Below are 18,799 nucleotides of genomic sequence, written 5' to 3'. Positions count from 1 at the left end.
TGGGAGATGGTCCGGATCCTTGAGCGTCCCCCGGTTGATGGGCCGGATCGTTTGCCGCCGGACTTGAGCGGGGCGCCCCTTCGACGCGCCTTCCTACGGGAGACCCTGCGGTGCGCTTGGCGCGGGTGATCGCCACTTGTTCAACCGGTCACCCCGACGAGTCGGAGTCGCCGCCGCCTGCGGAACCGCCCAGCACGCGCTCCAGTGAGCGCGCTTCGTCGGCCAGGCGCAGTGTGACCGGCTCGCGGCCGTAGCCGTTGCGGGAGAGGCGGTCGGCGAGAGACTCCAGAAGCGTAATCGTGGTGCGCACGCGTGTGTCAACGCTTTCGTCGTCCTGCGCGGGTCGGCGGGCTTGCGCAAGGCCTTCCGTCAGTTCGCGCGTCGTCTCTTCCCGTACGCGTGCAGGTAGGCCTGATCGTTGAAGATGGCGCAGCAGCCGCTGAGCGGCGAGTTCTACCTCGCCGAGGAGACGTACCTCGCGGTTGACGGTGAATCCCGCGTCCGTGACGGTGATACTGCGCAGGAAGCTCGTGTGCGCCTGGCGGGACGTAGAGGGGGACAGGGCTGGGCCGATGCCCGCGAGATGCGCTGAGGCGGTCTCCTCGCAGTGGAGCGCGGATCGGAAGCATGGGTGAACATGCAGTTCGTCCTCGTACGGTTGGACGGGCAGCGCTGTCGAGCCCGCGTATGCGACGCCCTCACCGCGCCGTACACCGAGGAATCCGATGGCGAAGAGAGCCTCCACCACAGCCTGCGCGTTCAGGTGATCGGTGTAGGCAGGGTACGTCTCGTGGAGGTTCGCGCGGATCACGGCGAACCGTTCTGCGAAGGTGTCTCGGTCGACCCGGTAGTCGCCGTGCTCGAAGAGCGCGAACACCTCGCGCAGGAAGGGGAATCCGACGTTGTACTCCCGAGCGAGGTCCTCCAGCTTCCACTGGGAGAAGCGCTTGGTCGCGGCCAATATGTCCGACTCGTGGACTGTACCGTGGCCCCGCTCCCAGGCAACGTCACGGCAGCGGGTGAGGAACTGGATGGCGTCGCGCGGGCGGGGCAGGGAACGGTGGATGAGATAGTCCGCGGTCGGCTCGCCGCCGACCGTGGCGGGGAAGACGTCACCCCACAACTGCGAGTGGGTCAGATCTCGCCCGAGGGAGAGCGACGCACGAGCGAGCGCCAGGTCCTTCAAGGCCCCCGGAGTCCAGGTGATGTGAATCTCGTCGCTGCGGAACTTGTCTCCGTCCGCGAAGTTGAGCGTGTCGTAGATATCGGAGCGGATGAACAGCACACAGCGCACGCCCTTGCTGTAAGACCTCGCGATGTGCTTTGCGGCCATTAACAACCCGGTGACCAGTGCGTGGCTGTCCGGGTCGGCCTGCCACACGAGCTCCAGTTGGTCCACGAGCACGAGCAACGGCGGGTGCCCGGCGGCGGAGCAGTCCAAAGCGTCGAAGGCCTTCCGAACGCCGACTTCCAGCGCGTCGAGCTGCCGCATGGCGCGAGCGCCCTCGGATCCGGACTCAGTCACCCCGTCCCCGGTCTGCATGCTGGCCTCTACGCCGAACATCTTCACGGACAACGTTGCCGACTGCAGACGGCTCGCGCCGCGCCGGAGCCGGTCCGTCAGACGCGCGTTCGCCTCCTCTCCGTTGGCCCGGAGGAAGTCACGCAGGGCACGCACCGGCGCGGGCCGGCGCAGCGACCGGCCGTGCCTGGTGTCGGAGTGGTCGACCACATGACGGGCAGCTTCGAGTGCGAACAAGTAGCGCCAAATGAGGGACTTGGCCGTATCCGAGGTGAGGCCCTGCAGGTCGAAGCGGCGGATTTCGTCGCCCGCCGCGTTGTCCGGCACGATCTCGGCCGTGGGTCCGGAGTACACCCCGCCGTGGGCGAGCTGTGCACAGATGGCGCTCTTCCCCGAGCCCTTGCGGCCGATGATCAGCGATTTTCGTCCGTTGAGCGCCGCCTCGTAGGCGAGAGTGCGTTGGAATCCCCGCCTCAGTAGACCATCGGCGAAGTCGTGCTCCGCGTCGTCCCGCCCGAAAAACAAGTCTAGTACGGGACGGTGCAGTTGATCCACTATATCTACGTCTCCCCCTGCGGATGCCGTCGCAGCGTGGCACCACGTCAACCAGTACGTCCAGATTAGCGCTTCGAGGTACGGAGGGTGGAGGCGTACGGATAATGAGGAGAAGACGCGAGTTGGAGATGGTGCCGGGCGAGGGCGCGGCATCGGGTGCGCTGACCGGTTCGGGGGCGATGTGACTGAACAGGGGGATATGGAGGCACGCTTTGACGACCTGGAGACCTCCCTGCAGCAGGTACATCGCGGTGTCGACGCCATGGGGGCCCGGATCGACGTGGCGCGCGACGAGCTCGTATCACTACGGAGCCAACTCGGCACTGTAGCGGCAGAGTTGAGCGACGTCGCACACGCGGTTGGGCGAGTCGAAGGCTGTGTACTCCAACTTGAGCGCCGATTTCAGGAGTTCACAGATCAGTACGCCAAGGACCAGGCGCGAACGCTGGCGGAGGCGGAGCTGACGCGGCTCACCATCGACTGGCACGCTCGTTTCGAGCAGCGCCGCCAGACTCGGGCTCTAGCACACGGCCTCGTGCACGCGCTGACCAAGGACGCCTTGGAACGGGACGTGGTGGACAAGGACCTGGTAGCAGCATGCGCCCAAGAGCGCATGCTCATGGAGCCGGACTTCTGGCTTGGTCCGGCCATGGTGTCCCTCGCGGCACGGCACCTTGGCAAGGCGCCACAGATGCGCCGGGCCCGCGCCCAGGCCTACTCTCTCGACCAGGCCCGCTCCAACCTCTTCTTCACCCTCACCTGCACGCGCCTTGGCGAGCTGGACGAGGCCGCCCGATGGATCGACCGCTATCTGCAGTCGCTCGACCCTTACGCCCTCGACGAGGACTTCCACGTTGTCCTCGATGCGGTCGCCTGCAACGAGTTGGGCGAGCAAGCCCATGCCTACACTCGGCAGGCCATTGAGCGGTGGCTGGACCGTCTCGGTCTGGCCAGGGCGTCCACACTCACCAAACAAGTGGCACAACGCATGAGTGAGTTGGGAAAGAAACTGCCTGACAAGCGCTTTGAGGAGCTGAGCCGGGTGTGTGCCGGGGGCTGGGATGAGCTGCGCCGCGGATGGGAATGGGCGACGATTCCCGAGGCCACGCTCCTCCATCTGCGCCGTGCGTTCCCCGGTGATCACGACAAGGACAGGTCTGGGCACGCGGCCAGCGCCCTCGACGCCCTCATAGACCGGTATGACGCCGACGAGGCCGCACTTGCATCGCGCATCCGCTATCTCGAGCTCGTCGTCGAGTACGGCGGTGACGAGAAGGCGGCGCGTGAAGAGCACGCCGTGCAACAGGCCGCCGCCACTCCCGTGGATCTGAGTACCTTGCTGGTCAATGCCGTGTTCGTTCCCGAAGCGGTACGTCTTGGAGAGGAGGCACGCCTGCTGTCGCTGCGCGCGGTGTGGCCGCAGGTGCTGAGCACCTCCCGTGTCTACGTCGAACACTCGCGGTCACTGCTGCCTCCGGAGATCGACGTCACGTGGGGTGAGTGGCGACGCCCGCTGCCCGCAGACCCGAACGTGTCTGTGCCGGAGAAGTCGCTCGTCAACGAGTTGCGCGGCCTCATCGAGGAAAATACGCGCAAGCAGGTCGATTCGGTGCGGCTCAACCTGGGCCGGCTCATCACCGCAGCCGCTATGTCGCTGGTGAGCGCGATCGCAGCGTTTCTGGTGTCGAGGGGTACACCACGCGTGACCGTAATTCTCCTGGGCATCGTCACCGCCGTCTGGGCGATCGTCGAGTGGCGGCGGGTGCCCGCACGCAAGCAGGAGCTGAGCCGAGAGGGTCGCGACAAGGTGCGCACTGGCACCGCCGCGCTTAAGCGAGCGCTGGCCCAGCGCACCGAGTTCTTCACAGCCTGGCGGGAGTACCTCGACGCTGAGCAGGGGCTCGAGGACTGGGCAAAGGGTGCGTGGCGCGGCGAGGCGGGCGCGCTCGAAAGGGGCGCGCCAGAGGATTTCGGCCCTGCGGAAACACAGGAGTGAACGCGTTCCCCGGCGGTCGCCGGACCGTCGGACCCAATAACCGCTTCGAAATGGATCGTCACCTGGGCAGCGGTGGATTCGGACACGTATGGCTGGCGCGTGACAGCGTTCTGGCCCGTGAAGTCGCCCTGAAGTTTCTCGCGTGGGACAAACTGGTCGGACCGCGACCGGATCCCGTACGCCTGGCGACCGTTCGAGGCCGATTTGAACGCGAGAGCCTGATCGCCGCCAAGGTCGACAGCCCCTATGTCGCAAGTATCTTCGACTGTCATATGGACGGCGTCGACCCCTTCCTCGTCATGGAGTTCGTCGACGGGCAGCCGCTGACCGACTTCGTGGGTCCCAAACCGCTGCCGTTGGCTCGGACCTGCCGCTGGAGCGGCCAAATTGCCCAGGGACTCGCCGCTGCCCATGACAAAGACGTCGTACACCGTGACATCAAGCCCGGCAACATACTGATTCGCGAGGCCGAAAGCGACGTACGCATCGTCGACTTCGGTCTGTCACGCTTCGTCGACGCCACCGAGACACGCAGTCATGCCGGCACCCCCCTGTACATGTCACCGGAACGATGCCGCGCCGATCCGGGCGACGAACTCAGCGACCTCTACTCGCTGGGCTGTGTGATGTACGAGATGGTCACCGGCTGGCCGCCGTTCGGTGACGGCCGCGCCGATCCGGTGGCCCTCGCTCTGGCACACCAGGAAAGGACACCCAAGCCCCCGCGTGCGCAGGTGGCGGGTGTCCCTGCGCGGCTCGATGAACTGATCATGGCGCTGCTCGCCAAGGATCCGCGGCAGCGTCCGGAGAACGCGCGCACGGTCGTACACGCGATCGCGGAGATAGAACGCCACCTCGATAGGGCCTCGGAGGACCGGCGCGCCACCTCGGACCCGGCCCTCGGGGCGCTCCGGATCGACAGCGGCTTCGCCGACCGGCTCAGCGCTGCCGACCTACAGGTCCGGAAGCTGGCCCGGGAGCACGGCTTTGACCATCCCCTCGTCGTCACCGCTCGAATGAACCTGGCTGACCTCACCGGCCGCAGCGGCGATGTGCGCGGCGCCGCCGAACTGTACGACCGGATCGGCCGGGACTGCAGCGACTGGTACGGACCGACTCATGTCCGCACGCTCGACGCCTTTGAAGGCATGGCACGGTGGGTCGAAGGCGCGTGAGGTCGCCCTCGGAGGGACGGGTCGGACGACCAGTCGCGACGTGTCCACCTGGCCCACGTTCCCTCAGCCGCCCGTCCGCCCATCGGCGCGTTCCGGCCGGGGCCCGGCTCCTGGCGCTACGACTCCGGTCCCCCGGCCTGACCGTCCCGGCCGGCTTCCGCATGCGGCGAGGTGCTCGAGCCCGCCGGGGAGTGTTCCGCCGCCCGCCCGCTCTCCCGCCGACCGCGCGCGTACGGCCTCACGCGCCCCCGGCGGCGCGTGGCCCCTCGGCGTCCAGCGCCGGGGCGATGACGGCGAAGGCCCGGTCCAGGAGCGCGGCCGGGTCGTCGGCGCCGTCGCTGTCGCTCCACCGCCGCAGTACGGCGTCGTAGGCGGCCAGCGCCATCCCCGCGGCCAGCCGCGGGTACAGATCGGCCGCGGGGTCGAGCCGCAGGCGGTGCGCCAGCTCCGCCGCCAGGTCGTCGCGCCACTGCGCCTGGCGTTCCAGGAAGCGCGCGAGCAGAGCGGGCGTGCGCAGGATCAGCTGGACCACGCGCAGCGCCCTCTCCGCGTGGTCGGAGCGGTCGCCACAGGCGGCCATGGGCACCCAGACCGCGTGCCGCAGCGCCACCGACGGCGGCTCGCCGTCAGCGCGGCCCGCCAGCTCCGTCCGTATGCCGGCGCCCATGTCGGCCAGGAACTGGACGACCACGTCCTCCTTGGACGCGAAGTACCGGAAGAAGGTGCGCTTGGACACCCCGGCGGCGGTCGCGATCTCGTCGATGGTGACCGCGTCGAACCCCTTCAGCGCCAACAACTGCAGCGCCGCTTCGGTCAATTCGTTGGCGACGAGCTGCCGCTTGCGCTCGGCCATGGTCACTTCTGGACGGGAACTCACCCGGCCATCGTAGCGCCATGCCGTACGTGTCACTAGGTGACGTCTTGACACTTGGTGCCATCACAGGCAGCGTGTGTCGCATGACAGAGCAGATGCAGCGCTGGACCGCCGAGCGGATACCCGACCAGACCGGCCGCGTGGTCGTCGTCACCGGAGCCAACAGCGGCCTCGGGCTCGCCACCACCCGGGCGCTCGCCCGCCGGGACGCGCACGTGATCCTCGCGGTGCGCGACGAGGCCAAAGGGCGCCGCGCGGCCGCGGAGATCACGGCCGGGCTGCCGGCCGCCCGCCTGGAGGTGCGCCCCCTCGACCTGGCCGACCTGGACTCGGTACGGGCCTTCGCCGACCGGCTGCGCGCCGACCTCCCGCGACTGGACGTGCTCGTGAACAACGCCGGCGTGATGGCGCCTCCGAGGTACCTGAGCCCGCAGGGTCACGAGCTGCAGTTCGCCGTCAACCACCTCGGCCACTTCGCCCTCACCGGCCTCCTGCTCGACCTGCTGAGCGCCGGGCGCGACCCCCGCGTCGTCACGGTCACGTCCCTCAACCACCGCAAGGGGCGGCTGCACTGGGACGACCTCACCGGCGAGCGCGCGTACGCGTCCATGGGCTTCTACAACCAGGCGAAGTTCGCCAACGCCGTCTTCGGACGGGAGCTCCACCGACGGCTCACCCGGGCCGGCAGCCCGGTGCGCAGCATGCTCGCCCACCCCGGCTACACCGCCACCAACCTCCAGACCAGCGGGCCGGTCGGTCTGGTGAAGGTGCTCTTCGGCCGCCTCCTCCTCCCGCTCGCCCAGGCCCCGGCCCAGGGCGCGCTGCCGCAGCTGTACGCGGCGACCGATCCGGGCGCGGAGGGCGGCGAGCTCTTCGGCCCGGACGGCCGGGGCGAGTTGCGCGGCGCCCCCACGCGGGTGGCGCTGTCCCCGGCGGCCGCCGACGCGGAGGCCGGCCGCCGCCTGTGGGAGGTGTCGGAACGGCTGACCGACGTACGGTTCACCTTCCCGACCCCGGCCTCCTGAGGTCGCGTCAGGCCGCATCGGACCGCGTCCGTACGAGCCGCGGGGCCGCCGGATCGCACCGGGGCCCCGCGGCTTTCGTCAACTCCGCGTTTTCGGGCTGGAGTACGAGGCCTCATACCAGAGCGGGACGCTTGGCGGGCAAGTTTGTCAACTGCCCATCGGACGTGAATGTATGCCGACTACCGTGTGTGGCCGGTGATCAACGGTGGGCTCATCGGACGCCTGAGGCGTTCTCCGAAGCGCCACGGTCGAACACCCGCAGCATCCGCAGCATCCGCACCACCACAGCACTCCACACACGCACGTCCGTACCTCCACGCCGATTCCCGGGGCCCCACGTACCAAGGACGCTGATGTCTCAACTTCGCGCACCCGCCGCGCGGCCGGACCGCCGTGAAGGCGGGCGGCACGGCCGGTCCGGCGCCCGTCCCCTGCCGCACCACGGGAGGCCGAACCCGCCCGGCCCGTCTCCCGAAGCCCGCATACGCTCCCGACTCCTGGGCGCCGCCGTGGCGCCCGCGGTCGTCGTCGCCCTCGGCGGCGTCGCCGCGGTGCTCCTCACCATCCGTTCCACCGGCGCCAGTCCGTCCCCCGCCCTGTGGGCCACGCTGACCGCCTGCGCGGCGCTCGCCGTCGCGGCCATCGCCGCGGCCGCCCTGAGCGCCGACCGCGTGGCCACCTCCGTACTGGACCGGTGCGCCGTCCTGCGCCGCACCGCCGCCCGCAGTCAGAGCGACCTCCAAGCCCTGGTCGCCCAACTGCGCCGCGGCGAGCGGCCGCCCCCGCTGCCGGGCACACCGCTGCCCGGCCCGGGCGCGGACGAGTTCGACGTGCTCGCGACCGAGCTGACCCGCGCCCACGAGGCGGCGGTCACCGCCGTCGTACAGGCGTCCCAGCTCTCCAGCAGCGTCGGCAACGAACAGAAGGTCGAGGTCTTCGTCAACCTCGCCCGACGGCTCCAGTCCCTCGTCCACCGCGAGATCCAGCTCCTCGACGAGCTGGAGAACCAGGTCGAGGACCCGGAGCTGCTCAAGGGCCTCTTCCACGTCGACCACCTGGCCACCCGCGTCCGCCGGCACGCCGAGAACCTCGCCGTCCTCGGCGGCGCCATCTCGCGCCGCCAGTGGTCCAACCCGGTCACGATGACCGAGGTGCTGCGCTCCTCCATCGCGGAGGTCGAGCAGTACCCGAGGGTCAAGCTGGTGCCGCCGATCGAGGGCACCCTGCGCGGGCACGCCGTCGCCGACGTCATCCACCTCCTCGCCGAACTCGTCGAGAACGCCACCCTGTTCTCCTCGCCGCACACCACCGTGCTGCTGCGCGCCCAGTACGTCACGGCCGGGCTCGCCGTCGAGGTCGAGGACCGCGGGCTCGGCATGTCGGCCGACGAGCAGCACAAGATGAACGCGCTGCTCAACGACCCCGACCAGGTCAACGTCGCCCATCTCCTCCAGGACGGGCGGATCGGCCTGTACGTCGTCGCGGCGCTCGCCCGGCGGCACGGCATCGCGGTCCGCCTCCAGACCAACATCTACGGCGGCGTCCAGGCCGTCCTCGTCCTGCCGCAGGGACTCCTCGGTGCCGATTCCGCCGCGGCCTCCCAGACCCCCGCGACCCCCCAGGCCGTCTCGGCCACGGGAGCCGCAGCAGCGGAGGTACCGGCGACGGGCGGCGCTCCGGCGCCCCCCGCGCCGCCGGAGACCGCGCGCCCCGAACCCGTACACCCGCGGCCCGCGCCGCCCGCCCTACCGCCGCAGCAGCCGGCGCCGTACGTACCGGCGGACCCCGTGCCCCTGCCCGTACAGGAGGAGCACGGCGACCGGCCGCGCCTCCCCAAGCGGCGCGCGCAGGAGCACCTGGTGCCGCAGCTGCGCGACGCGCCCGTGGCCCGCCGCCACGACGACGAGGTCCTGCACGACCCGGGCCTGATGGCGGCCTTCCGGCGCGGCATCGGCCTGGCGGAGCTCGCGCACGCCGACTCCGACACCGACCCGGCCCCCGCCCCCGCGCCCGATTCCGTACGACACGACGAAGCTCACAAGGAGTAGATGCACCATGGCGAGTGATGTGCCGACCGGCCATTCCTCGGATCTCGACTGGCTGCTCACCGGTCTGATCCAGCGGGTCCCCCATACCCGCAGCGCGGTTCTCCTCTCCTCCGACGGCCTGGTGAAATCCGTGCACGGCCTCGACGCCGACAGCGCCGACCACATGGCGGCCCTGGCCTCCGGCCTGTACTCGCTGGGCCGCAGCGCCGGCAGCCGCTTCGGCGACAGCGGTGAGGTCCGGCAGGTCGTCGTCGAGCTCGACGACACCCTGCTGTTCGTCTCCACCGCCGGATCCGGCACCTGTCTGGCCGTGCTGGCCGGGCGCGAGACCGACGCCGCCGTCCTCGGCTACGAGATGGCGATGCTGGTCAAGAGCGTACGGCCGTACCTCGTCACCCCGGCCAGACAAGCGGCGGCGGCACCGGGCGCCACGGGACGCTGAGCCATGCAGTCCTCCCGACCACGGCAACGCACAGGGCAGTGGCAGGACGGGCCCTGGCTCGACGACGCGGCCGGCCGGCTCATCCGCCCGTACACGGTGAGCGGCGGCCGCACCCGGCCGACGGCCGCGCTGGACCTGCTCTCCCTCGTGATGGCCACCGGGGCGGTGCCGCAGGCCCCGCTCGGCCCGGAGCACAACCAGGTCCTCGGGCTGTGCCACGGGCCGACCTCGGTGGCCGAGATCGCGGCGCACCTGCGGCTGCCCGCGGTGGTCACCAAGGTGCTGCTCTCCGATCTCGTCGACTGCGGGGCGCTGACCGCTCGGGCGCCCCGCGCGCACGACAACCCCACCGACCGTTCCTTGCTGGAGGCAGTGCTCCATGGCCTACGACGACGGCTCTGAGGCTCGAGACGGTTTCGACGACGACGTCTTCCCCACCGCCGTGAAGATCCTGATCGCAGGCGGCTTCGGGGTCGGCAAGACGACCTTCGTGGGCGCGGTCAGCGAGATCGAGCCGCTGAGCACGGAGGAGCTGCTCACCCAGGTGAGCATCGGCACCGACGACCTCGACGGCGTGGAGTCCAAGACCACCACCACGGTCGCCATGGACTTCGGCCGCCTCACCCTCGACCGGCGGCACGTGCTGTACCTCTTCGGCACACCCGGCCAGGAGCGGTTCTGGTTCATGTGGGACGAGCTCTCCGAGGGTGCCCTCGGGGCGGTCGTACTCGCCGACACCCGCCGCCTCCAGGCCTCCTTCTCGGCCGTCGACTTCTTCGAGCGGCGCGGTATCCGCTTCGTCGTGGCCGTCAACGAGTTCGACGGCTCCTTCCGGTACGCACCCGAGGAGATCCGCGCCGCCATCGACCTCAAGCCGGAGGTGCCGGTCGTGCTGTGCGACGCCCGGATCGCGAGCTCCGGGATCCAGACCCTGGTCACCCTCGTCCAGCACCTGCTGGCGACCAACCCCGCCCCGGCCCCGGCGCCGAGCTACGGAGCACCGTCATGACCTATGACCCGACCCGTCACCTGCTGCTGACCCCCGTCGACCGCGAGGCACCCCTGCGCGTACGGCGGCTGCGCGAACTCGGCCTGGGGGAGCAGCCCGACCCCGCCCTCGACGCGTTCGCCGCCAGGCTGGCGCAGGTGACGGGCGCGCCGTACTCGATGGTCAACTTCATCGACGAGAACCGGCAGTTCTTCGCCGGCCTGCACACCCCGGACGGCACGCACGCGCGCCAGGACCTCAAGTCCACGGCCGCCGCCACCGCCGCGGCCACGGGCGGCGTCAGCCGCTTCATGGCACGCGACCACGGCTACTGCCCGCACGTGGTCGTCCGCCGCAAGGCGCTGGTCCTGGAGGACGTCTGCGACTACCCGCGGTTCGCGGGCAACCCGGTCGTCGACGAGATCGGCATCCGCTCCTACCTCGGCGCGCCCCTCATCGACCGTACGGGCACGGCCCTCGGCACGATCTGCGTGGTCGACACCGAACCCCGGCCCTGGGGCCGGGCGGGCCTGGAGACGATCAAGTCGCTCGCGGCGGAGCTGGTGGAGCAGATCCACCGCCGCGAGGACGGCGGCCTGTGAGCCGCGCCCACTCCGTGGCGCACCGGCCGTGATGTCCCCGCACGGCACGTTGGTGCGGGTGGTTCTCTCTGGCTCTCTGGTGGCTTTTCCGGTTCTGGCGAAGGCCGTGGTGGGAACCACGGTCTGCCGGGACCGCGCGTGCGCGCGAGGGCGGCGGCCCGCTCCGCCGGGAACAGCCGAAGGATTCCCCGGTCGTTGAAGGCGTGAACGGCGGCCGTGGCCGGTGGCCGGCGGCGGGGGCGTGGGCAGGCAGCAGCGGGGGAGGGCTCCTCTGCCGCCAGCGCATCTGCGGACCGTCCTGGGGCCGGTGGACCTGGTCTGGGCCCGGCTGGAGCGTCCGGCCGCCCGCCGACTGGTGGAGGCCGTCGCCCGCAACGAGCCGGCCCGCGTGATCGGTTTCGCCGGTCGTGCTGACGGCCCGCAGGTCATCGCCGACCGGCTCGCCCGCCGTCTGGCCACCCGGATGCGGCTGGCCGGGCAGATCAAGGCCCCGGTGGGCCGGCTGATCGGCCGGGCCTGCCGCAGCGCCGGTTGGTGCGCGGAGCCCCGGTGCGACGAGGGTGCTCTGCTCGACTCCGGCCGGGACCGTCCGCGCTGCGAGGACCGGCAGGTAGACCGCCGTGCCCAGCGCCGTGCGGTCGCGACCGCCGTCGACGCCGCGATGCCCGGTGCCTCCGAGAACGAGCGCCGTGCGGCCGTCGAACAGCAGCTGCACCAGGACGTTACGGCCAGGGCGTGGGCGAAGGCGTACGAGTGGGAGCAGGTCCGCGCCCGGAAGGCCGCCGCAGCTCAGGCCTGTGCCGAAGCTGCGGCCGCGCAGGTCTCCGTCCCAGCTGGGCCCGTGGCGCCGGTCGTCGTGCCCGCGCCCCGCCCCGCCGCCGCGCCGGTTCCGGTCGTCGACGACGTCGACCAGGGGCAGGAGCTCGTCCTCGAGGACCTGACCCGTGAGCAGGTCATCGACTGGCGCGCCCGCGCCGCCCGTGACCACCAGGTTCGTGGACCAGGTCCAGCGCCTCGCGGGCCTCGGCCACCTCGGCCTCGGCTACTCCTCGTGGGGACAGGCATGAGCGGCGGAGAGCTTTCCGGTGTCGACCTCGCGCGCCAGGCCCTGGTCGCAGCCCGGGAGGCGGCGAGGAAGAACGGCGCCGCCCGCAAGGAGAAGCCGAAGCGGCGCACCAGCACGGTCGTACGCCGTGACGGCCGTGAGCCGCTCGGGCTCGGAGCGGCGATCAACATGATGATGACCGAGCGCGGCATGGTCGCCCTGGCTGTTGGCGGCAGCTCCTCGATCAGTTCGGCGATGTCGTCGCCGCGGCCGCACCGGAGCTCGCCGGACACGTCCAAGCTGTAGCGTTCGACGCGGACACTGGCCGTCTGGCTGTCGTCCCCGACGCTCCCGCGTACGGCACGAAGCTCCGCTGGAGCGCGCCCAAGTTGATCGCGGCGGCCAACGAGCGGGTGCCGAACGCGTACATCCGCGCCCTGCACGTCTTGCCGCCCACTCCGGCGAAGGATGGCCCCGCAACCACGGCCGTTAACCCGGACCCGCAGCCGACCGCGACCTGCCCGCCGGTACAGCGGCGGACCCCGCCCGAGGGCTACCTCCGCGCCCTGGAAGCGCACCGCCAAGCCGTGCGACCGGGCCAGACGCGGACCCGGCGATCGCGCGAGCGGTGGAACGACAGACCGCCGCAATGCGGGAACTGAGCCGCCGCGCATTCCGCGAGCCCAACGTCGTCCCGCACGACGCGCCGGCCCCGATCGAGCAGGCCCACACCCAACTCCGCCGCCACACCGCAGCGACCAAGGCTGCCGCCCTGCAACGAGCCCGTGCCGGGCGAGCGGCGTGGGAGACCGAAACACCGCTGGTTGGGCCGTCGCCTGCGCTGCGGACCACGGCTTAAGCCGAAGCATCCATCTCACGGAAAGGCCTTCGAAGCACCACCCCCGCGCGTGCGGGGAGAACCGCGAGCAGTTGCCGTAGCCGCCATCCGGCAAGCGCTGCTGGATGAGCACTACGGCCGACCGAAGCAGCTCGGGGTCTCGCCCGGGATGGTCAAGCACCAGGGCACCCAGACCGTCCTGTGGGTGGAATCGCTGTTCGAGGAGCGCGGCAGCGTCTTCAACATCGCCAACCTGATCAAGACCGACCAGAGCGCCGGAGAAGGGGAGTAACCCATGGCCGACTCGATCGGGGACAGCCTGGACCGCGCGCTGGAGTCGGCGTTCACGCGCCGCCCCCCGCAGAGCGCCCAGGCGCAGATGAAGTACCTGGTCAAGCAGCTCAAGGGCACCAAGGCCGCCGCCCAGGCGCTCGGGATCTCCCAGCGCACCGTGGAGCGGTACGTCGCGGGCAAGCTCAAGCGCCCCCGCCAGGAGCTCCGCGGCCGCCTGGAGCGCGGGGTCAAGAAGCGGTGGCAGCCGCAGGTGCGGGCGAAGGTGAAGAAGAAGGCGGCCTCCACCGGCGGCCTGGTCCTCTCCACCCGCGCGAGGTTCGGGTTCACCGCCGCACCAGGCACGACCGACGACGCCCGGATTCGCGACATCACCCAGGCCCTGCCGCCCGTGTTCGCGGACCGCCTGTTCACCGCCCGGAAGCAGGGCGCCACCGAGCAGCAGCTCCAGCAGATCGCGGCTGAGGGCCTCGCCCAGATGTACTTCCGCGCCAACAACACCCGGGCCCACGGCCTCGGGGTGGAGTTCACCGATGTGGAGCGGCTCGACATCGAGCTGTAGGCCAGGTTCCTTGTACGAGCGCCGCGCCCCGTGTGACTCAGCGCTTCACTTGGCGAGTGAGCGTATGAGTTGGCGGCTTTGAGGATGCCTCATCAGACCACTGACGCCGCCGGATTCCGTGGACCGCCCCGCGCCCCATCCAGCATGATGATCACCATGACTCCGATCACTGGGCTGGACCTGACGGGCTTCACCGAGCGTGAGGTGGGCGTGTGGACCGACGAGGCCGGGCTCGTCCTTTCCGTGCACTTCTTTCCCCTCGTACCGGACCTGCCGGGCACGCTGGGGGAGCCGGAATGGCTGCGGGCCGGGCTGGCGCGGATCGCGGCCCGGGCGGGGGGCGGGCTCATCGAAGCAGTGATCGGCGGGGTGGACGGGGTCCAGGCAGTCCGTCAGCTAATCAAGGTGCCGCGGCCTGGCGGGCACGGGCAGGTCTTCCTCGGCACCTGGACGGTGCCCCGTGCCGGGTGCAGCACGGTCCTGAAGGTGCAGGCCGCCGAGAGCGGCATGACCGGGATGCGTGAGGCGATGATCATGGCTGAGGTGGGTCCGGATCAGTACTTCCGGCCTCACCCGTACGGGGACGGCGAGCAGTTCGGCGGGCTGCCGTACCACGTCGCCGATGACGAGGAGTGGGACGACCGGTTCCCGGACCACCCGCTGACCCGGGTCCGGGCAACCCTCCGCCGCCTCACTCCTACGATCACCCTCGACGACCGCTTCAAGGCGCTGCCCCCGTTCACCGGACCGGCGGCCGCTCCTGCCTGATCCCGGGCGGCGGAGATCTGGAGCACCGCGCCGCTCGTAGCGTGCTCTGTTCACCAACCAAAAATCTCGGTGGCATGAACGATTCCTTGCTGCCGTACGAGCTGCCCGGCTGGTGTTCAGCTCGCCAAATCAAGTGCTCAGTCACACCCCGGCATTGCAGCTGCCGGGGACGCGGCGTTTCGAGACGAGCTCTTGAGAAGCTCACCACACAGCGAGCACAGCCGGACGGGTTAAGGTCCGGGGTCGGTAGCGCCCCTGGCGAGATGTCCTCCAGAAATACCGTGCCACCACGTCAGAGCGCCCTCAGAGGAAAGGGTTCTTTTCCTACTACGAATACTCCTTCCCGGGAAATTACCATGCGCTAATTGGGCTGTGCGGGGGAGCGAAGGCCAGGGTTCGACCCGCGGTTTGTCAGCGGCCCCTCCTAGCTTCAGCAGCATGAATTTCTGGGACGAGCCCGGACGGGCCGTGCAGGACGCTGGCCAGGCAGGCGACGGCGTACAGGTGACCTGGGATCAGCTTGACCAAGCCGAAGTAGCCGGTGTGGCGGCGGTGTGCGCTGCAAGGCTTTCCAAGGGCGATCTCATCCTGGCGAAGGTGCCGATGGGACGCACGACCAACACCCGTCACGCCTTGGAAGACTTCGTCCGGGGCCGTGGCATCAGCGTGGAAACCGCCGACCAGTACCGGAGGGTCTCGGCGTTGTACACCGCAGAACGGCGGCAAGTGGCTTTGTTCACGGGTAGCGACAGCAGTTGTTCACGGGTTTGGGAGGCACCCCGATCCACGGTCGGGTGATGTTCACGAGTTTTGACAGCACTGGGGTTCTTGCCAGGGCAGCATCGGGATGCTCCTGGTGAAAGGTGCTGGTCATGCCGCAGATGTCGAAGGTCGAGCTGTATGCGGCGATCCGGCGTGACCACCGTGCTGGTACGTCGATGCGAGCCCTGGAGCGCAAGTACGGGGTGACGTACCGGACGGTGCGGAAGGCGGTGAACTCCGCCTGGCCGGAACCCCGGAAAAAGCTTCCGCCGCGCGCTACCGCTCTCGATCCGTACAAGTTCGCAATCGACCAGATGCTGCGGGCGGACCTGGATGCGCCGCGCAAGCAGCGGCACACGGTCACGCGGATCTTCCACCGGCTCGTTGAGGAGAACGAGGCCGAGGGCATCTCCTACCAGATGGTCCGACGCTACGTCGCTGACCGGAAGCCCGAGATTCTGGCGGCCTCCGGGAAGGCACCGGTGGAGGCGTTCGTCCCTCAGTCCCACCAGCCCGGCATGGAGGCTGAGGTCGACTTCGGTGACGTCAAGGTGTGGCTGGCCGGTGAGCTGGTCACCTGCTACTTGTTCTCCTTCCGCCTGTCCTACTCGGGCAAGGCAGTGCATCGCGTTTTCGCCTCCTGTGGCCAGGAAGCCTTCTTTGAAGGCCACGTGCACGCGCTCAGAACGCTGGGCGGCGTCCCGCGGAGCAAGGTCCGCTACGACAACCTGAAGTCCGCCGTCGCCCAGGTCCTGGGGCTCAGCCGGGCCCGAGTGGAGACGGACCGCTGGATCGCGTTCCGCTCCCACTTCGGCATCGAGAGCTTCTACTGCCGGCCCGGCATTGAGGGCGCCCACGAGAAGGGCGGGGTCGAGGGGCAGATCGGCTACTTCCGCCGCAACCACTTCACACCTGTCCCGGAAGTCGCCTCGCTCGCTGAGCTGAACGAATTGGTCGGCCAGTGGGACCTCCACGACGGACGCCGGCGCATCGGGTCGAGGCCGCGGACGATCGACGAGTACTTCGCCGTCGAACAGCCGCTGCTGGCGCCCCTGCCAGACGAGCCGTTCGAGACCGGCCGTCTGTTCACGCCGCGGGTGGACCGCTACAGCCAGATCACCGTCCGCGCCAACCGCTACTCGGTCCCCGTCCGCTTGATCGGCAAGAAGGTCCGGGTCATGCTGCACGCCTCTCACCTCGTGGTTTACGACCAGAACGTGGAAGTGGCCCGGCATGAACGCCTGATCGCCAAATGCGGGACTCGTCTGGAGCTGGATCACTACCTGGAGGCCCTGGTCCGCAAACCGGGCGCCTTTCCCGGCGCAACCGCCCTGGAGCAGGCTCGTTCGGCGGGAAGGTTCACCCCGGTTCACGACGCGTGGTGGGCCGCCGCCCGCAAGGTCCACGGCGAGAGGGACGGCACCCGAGCACTGATCGAAGTGCTCCTGCTGGGACGGCATATCGCGCACGAACATCTGGTCGCGGGCCTGGCCACGGCCCTGAGGGCAGGCGCTCTGACCGCGGACGCCGTTGCCCTGGAGGCCCGCAAAGCCGCCCAGACCGAGGACGAGATCATCGCCATCCCCACCCCGCGCGATCCGCATCCGGCAGGCCAGCCGTCGGCGACCGTCACGTCCTTGCACGAGTGGCGGCTCGCGCACCTGCCGCCGGACACCAGGCCACTGCCCTCGGTGACCCCCTATGACCAGTTGCTCCGCCGCCACCGCACCAGTGGCAGCACCCACCGTGAGGGAGAAGCCCAGTGACCCTGCCCCGCCAGCGGAACATGACCGAGCAGGCCGCCGACGCTGCCATCGACACCGCCTGCCGTCTCCTGCGGCTGCCGACGATCCGGGCCGAGTTCCCCGACATCGCAGCCGCGGCCGCCAGGGACCAGATGACCTACCGCGGCTTCCTTGCCGAGCTCTTGATGGCCGAGTGCGATGACCGGGCACGGCGCCGCTCCGAGCGGCGGATCAAGGCGGCTGGGTTCCCCCGGGAGAAGTCCCTGCGATCCTTCGATTTTGACGCCAACCCGAATATCGACCCGGCCACTATCCATACCCTCGCCAGTTGCGAGTGGATCAAGAAGAGCCAGCCGCTTTGCCTGATCGGCGACTCCGGCACGGGCAAGTCCCACATGCTCATCGCGCTGGGCACCGAGGCCGCGATGAAGGGCTACCGCGTCCGCTACACGCTTGCCACGAAGCTGGTGAACGAGCTGGTGGAGGCCGCCGACGAGAAGCAGCTGAACAAGACGATCGCCCGCTACGGCCGCGTCGACCTCCTCTGCATCGACGAACTCGGCTACATGGAACTCGACCGCCACGGCGCCGAACTCCTCTTCCAAGTCCTCACCGAACGCGAAGAGAAGAACAGCGTCGCCATCGCCTCGAACGAATCCTTCGGCGGCTGGACCAAGACCTTCACCGACCCCCGCCTCTGCGCGGCCATCGTCGACCGCCTCACCTTCAACGGCACCATCATTGAAACCGGCACCGACTCCTACCGCCTCGCCAGCACACGAGCCCGAGCCGAGCAGACCGCAGCGGGCTGACGTCCCTGAAACCGTTGGACTGCTGGTCAGGTTACCTGTCAGGCTCCGCCTCGTGGAGATTCTCGATGTCCTGACTAGCATGGCGAAGACGGGCCGGCTGGGCCCGGTGTTCAGCGGAGCCGACTGGAGCGATGTGACCGCGGCACTCGGCGAGCCGTGGGACATCGGAACGATGAGCCGGAGCAGAAAGTGGCCGAGGCTCTTCGCCTACGGAGATCTTGAGCTGAGTGTCTGCCGCTGTCGCAAGGTCTCTCTCATCTGCCTCCAGACCTGGCGTGACACCGTCGAACTCCCTCCATCGGTTGCCGGGGGGACCGGCTCCTTCCCGGCAGGGCTCAAGCACGCGGACGTCATTTCCGCCTTGGACAAGGCCAGCTGTTCCTGGCAGCCCTATCCGCCGCTGACCTTCAGCGACCAGTGCTCGCTCGTGGTGATTCCGTCGGGAGCGAACTTCACCTTCGAGATCCCCGAGGGCGAGGAACCCGTGCTGAATGTCATGGGCCTGCCCGGCGACGGACACGACTGCCCCACACCGACGGCAGGCGGAGATCACTGACGCGAAGCGCCGTCAAAACTCGTGAACATTCATCGCCCCAGTGATCACTAACCGCTGCTCAAACTGGTCGACAAACGCTGTCCCTGAAGATGAACGAAGCCACGCCGGCGATCAGCAGCACCAAGAGGTGGGGATTTAGCGGGCTGGGGCTGTTCATCGGACCACCGCCGAGGAGGTCGAGGGGCGTACGACG

General features: G+C 69.5%; 18 protein-coding genes and 1 pseudogene. 17 read left to right on the top strand and 2 right to left on the bottom strand.

Annotated features, from left to right (window positions below):
* Window positions 1-148: 148 nt before the first annotated feature.
* Complete coding sequence (locus ACZ42X_RS02515) at window positions 149-2,077, bottom strand: P-loop ATPase, Sll1717 family (RefSeq protein ID WP_468283452.1); 1,929 nt, start codon at window positions 2,075-2,077, stop codon at window positions 149-151.
* A 181-nt stretch (window positions 2,078-2,258) separates the two neighbouring features.
* Here ACZ42X_RS02515 and ACZ42X_RS02510 point away from each other — a divergent pair, with 181 nt between their 5' ends.
* Window positions 2,259-4,073 carry a hypothetical protein gene (locus ACZ42X_RS02510; protein ID WP_468283450.1) on the top strand — a complete coding sequence of 605 codons (1,815 nt, stop codon included), beginning with the start codon at window positions 2,259-2,261 and terminating at the stop codon, window positions 4,071-4,073.
* Window positions 4,070-5,248 (top strand): serine/threonine-protein kinase, encoded by a 1,179-nt coding sequence (locus tag ACZ42X_RS02505; RefSeq protein ID WP_468283448.1) that lies wholly within the window; start codon window positions 4,070-4,072, stop codon window positions 5,246-5,248. The genes ACZ42X_RS02510 and ACZ42X_RS02505 overlap by 4 nt, the downstream gene beginning before the upstream one ends.
* A gap of 238 nt (window positions 5,249-5,486) precedes the next feature.
* Here ACZ42X_RS02505 and ACZ42X_RS02500 read toward each other — a convergent pair whose 3' ends face one another.
* Complete coding sequence (locus ACZ42X_RS02500; protein ID WP_468284102.1) at window positions 5,487-6,101, bottom strand: acyl-CoA-like ligand-binding transcription factor; 615 nt, start codon at window positions 6,099-6,101, stop codon at window positions 5,487-5,489.
* 104 nt (window positions 6,102-6,205) lie between these two features.
* Here ACZ42X_RS02500 and ACZ42X_RS02495 point away from each other — a divergent pair, with 104 nt between their 5' ends.
* From ACZ42X_RS02495 to ACZ42X_RS02425, 15 genes and pseudogenes are all read left to right on the top strand, one after another.
* Window positions 6,206-7,147, top strand: a complete 942-nt coding sequence (locus ACZ42X_RS02495) for an oxidoreductase (protein ID WP_468283446.1) — start codon at window positions 6,206-6,208, stop codon at window positions 7,145-7,147.
* A 353-nt stretch (window positions 7,148-7,500) separates the two neighbouring features.
* Window positions 7,501-9,195 carry a sensor histidine kinase gene (locus tag ACZ42X_RS02490; protein WP_468283444.1) on the top strand — a complete coding sequence of 565 codons (1,695 nt, stop codon included), beginning with the start codon at window positions 7,501-7,503 and terminating at the stop codon, window positions 9,193-9,195.
* 7 nt (window positions 9,196-9,202) lie between these two features.
* Window positions 9,203-9,637 (top strand): roadblock/LC7 domain-containing protein, encoded by a 435-nt coding sequence (locus ACZ42X_RS02485; RefSeq protein WP_468283442.1) that lies wholly within the window; start codon window positions 9,203-9,205, stop codon window positions 9,635-9,637.
* A 3-nt stretch (window positions 9,638-9,640) separates the two neighbouring features.
* A complete protein-coding gene (locus ACZ42X_RS02480) occupies window positions 9,641-10,039 on the top strand; it encodes a DUF742 domain-containing protein (protein ID WP_361415295.1) in 399 nt (132 codons plus the stop codon).
* Window positions 10,017-10,646: a GTP-binding protein gene (locus ACZ42X_RS02475; protein WP_361415293.1), complete on the top strand. Its 630-nt coding sequence runs from the start codon at window positions 10,017-10,019 to the stop codon at window positions 10,644-10,646. The genes ACZ42X_RS02480 and ACZ42X_RS02475 overlap by 23 nt, the downstream gene beginning before the upstream one ends.
* Window positions 10,643-11,227 carry a GAF domain-containing protein gene (locus tag ACZ42X_RS02470; protein ID WP_355355015.1) on the top strand — a complete coding sequence of 195 codons (585 nt, stop codon included), beginning with the start codon at window positions 10,643-10,645 and terminating at the stop codon, window positions 11,225-11,227. Before ACZ42X_RS02475 ends, ACZ42X_RS02470 begins: the two co-directional genes overlap by 4 nt.
* Before the next feature lie 307 nt (window positions 11,228-11,534).
* Complete coding sequence (locus ACZ42X_RS02465; RefSeq protein ID WP_468283439.1) at window positions 11,535-12,578, top strand: hypothetical protein; 1,044 nt, start codon at window positions 11,535-11,537, stop codon at window positions 12,576-12,578.
* Window positions 12,579-12,586: 8 nt separating this feature from the next.
* Window positions 12,587-12,934: pseudogene (locus ACZ42X_RS02460) on the top strand (hypothetical protein); the annotation flags it as partial.
* Window positions 12,935-13,279: 345 nt separating this feature from the next.
* Entirely contained in the window at window positions 13,280-13,402 is a 123-nt protein-coding gene (locus tag ACZ42X_RS02455; protein WP_468283437.1) for a hypothetical protein, read from the top strand.
* 3 nt (window positions 13,403-13,405) lie between these two features.
* Window positions 13,406-13,963: a telomere-protecting terminal protein Tpg gene (gene tpg / locus ACZ42X_RS02450; RefSeq protein WP_468283435.1), complete on the top strand. Its 558-nt coding sequence runs from the start codon at window positions 13,406-13,408 to the stop codon at window positions 13,961-13,963.
* 156 nt (window positions 13,964-14,119) lie between these two features.
* Window positions 14,120-14,731, top strand: coding sequence for a hypothetical protein (locus ACZ42X_RS02445; RefSeq protein WP_468283433.1), 612 nt, complete (start codon window positions 14,120-14,122; stop codon window positions 14,729-14,731).
* Between the two features lie 438 nt (window positions 14,732-15,169).
* Entirely contained in the window at window positions 15,170-15,529 is a 360-nt protein-coding gene (locus ACZ42X_RS02440; protein ID WP_468283431.1) for a hypothetical protein, read from the top strand.
* An 83-nt stretch (window positions 15,530-15,612) separates the two neighbouring features.
* On the top strand, window positions 15,613-17,259 hold the full coding sequence (gene istA / locus ACZ42X_RS02435) for an IS21 family transposase (RefSeq protein WP_468284100.1): 1,647 nt from the start codon (window positions 15,613-15,615) through the stop codon (window positions 17,257-17,259).
* Entirely contained in the window at window positions 17,256-18,050 is a 795-nt protein-coding gene (gene istB, locus ACZ42X_RS02430) for an IS21-like element helper ATPase IstB (RefSeq protein ID WP_468283429.1), read from the top strand. The genes istA and istB overlap by 4 nt, the downstream gene beginning before the upstream one ends.
* A gap of 52 nt (window positions 18,051-18,102) precedes the next feature.
* The gene (locus tag ACZ42X_RS02425; RefSeq protein WP_468283427.1) at window positions 18,103-18,606 is read left to right on the top strand and encodes a hypothetical protein; all 504 of its coding nucleotides are present in this window, start codon (window positions 18,103-18,105) and stop codon (window positions 18,604-18,606) included.
* The last annotated feature ends 193 nt before the right edge of the window (window positions 18,607-18,799 follow it).

This window comes from Streptomyces sp. NPDC030862 (assembly GCF_055571835.1).
Note: the sequence above shows the minus strand (reverse complement) of the source record. Positions and strands in the feature narration are given on the sequence as shown.

Excerpts from the sequence above, each read along its gene's own strand:
- ACZ42X_RS02445 (WP_468283433.1), top strand. The coding sequence starts at position 14,120 with ATGACTCCGATCACTGGGCTGGACCTGACGGGCTTCACCGAGCGTGAG.
- tpg (WP_468283435.1), top strand. The coding sequence starts at position 13,406 with ATGGCCGACTCGATCGGGGACAGCCTGGACCGCGCGCTGGAGTCGGCG.
- ACZ42X_RS02440 (WP_468283431.1), top strand. The coding sequence starts at position 15,170 with ATGAATTTCTGGGACGAGCCCGGACGGGCCGTGCAGGACGCTGGCCAG.
- ACZ42X_RS02485 (WP_468283442.1), top strand. The coding sequence starts at position 9,203 with ATGGCGAGTGATGTGCCGACCGGCCATTCCTCGGATCTCGACTGGCTG.
- ACZ42X_RS02455 (WP_468283437.1), top strand. The coding sequence starts at position 13,280 with ATGGTCAAGCACCAGGGCACCCAGACCGTCCTGTGGGTGGAATCGCTG.
- ACZ42X_RS02475 (WP_361415293.1), top strand. The coding sequence starts at position 10,017 with ATGGCCTACGACGACGGCTCTGAGGCTCGAGACGGTTTCGACGACGAC.
- ACZ42X_RS02495 (WP_468283446.1), top strand. The coding sequence starts at position 6,206 with ATGACAGAGCAGATGCAGCGCTGGACCGCCGAGCGGATACCCGACCAG.
- ACZ42X_RS02490 (WP_468283444.1), top strand. The coding sequence starts at position 7,501 with ATGTCTCAACTTCGCGCACCCGCCGCGCGGCCGGACCGCCGTGAAGGC.
- ACZ42X_RS02480 (WP_361415295.1), top strand. The coding sequence starts at position 9,641 with ATGCAGTCCTCCCGACCACGGCAACGCACAGGGCAGTGGCAGGACGGG.
- istA (WP_468284100.1), top strand. The coding sequence starts at position 15,613 with ATGTCGAAGGTCGAGCTGTATGCGGCGATCCGGCGTGACCACCGTGCT.
- ACZ42X_RS02500 (WP_468284102.1), bottom strand. The coding sequence starts at position 6,101 with ATGGCCGAGCGCAAGCGGCAGCTCGTCGCCAACGAATTGACCGAAGCG.
- ACZ42X_RS02470 (WP_355355015.1), top strand. The coding sequence starts at position 10,643 with ATGACCTATGACCCGACCCGTCACCTGCTGCTGACCCCCGTCGACCGC.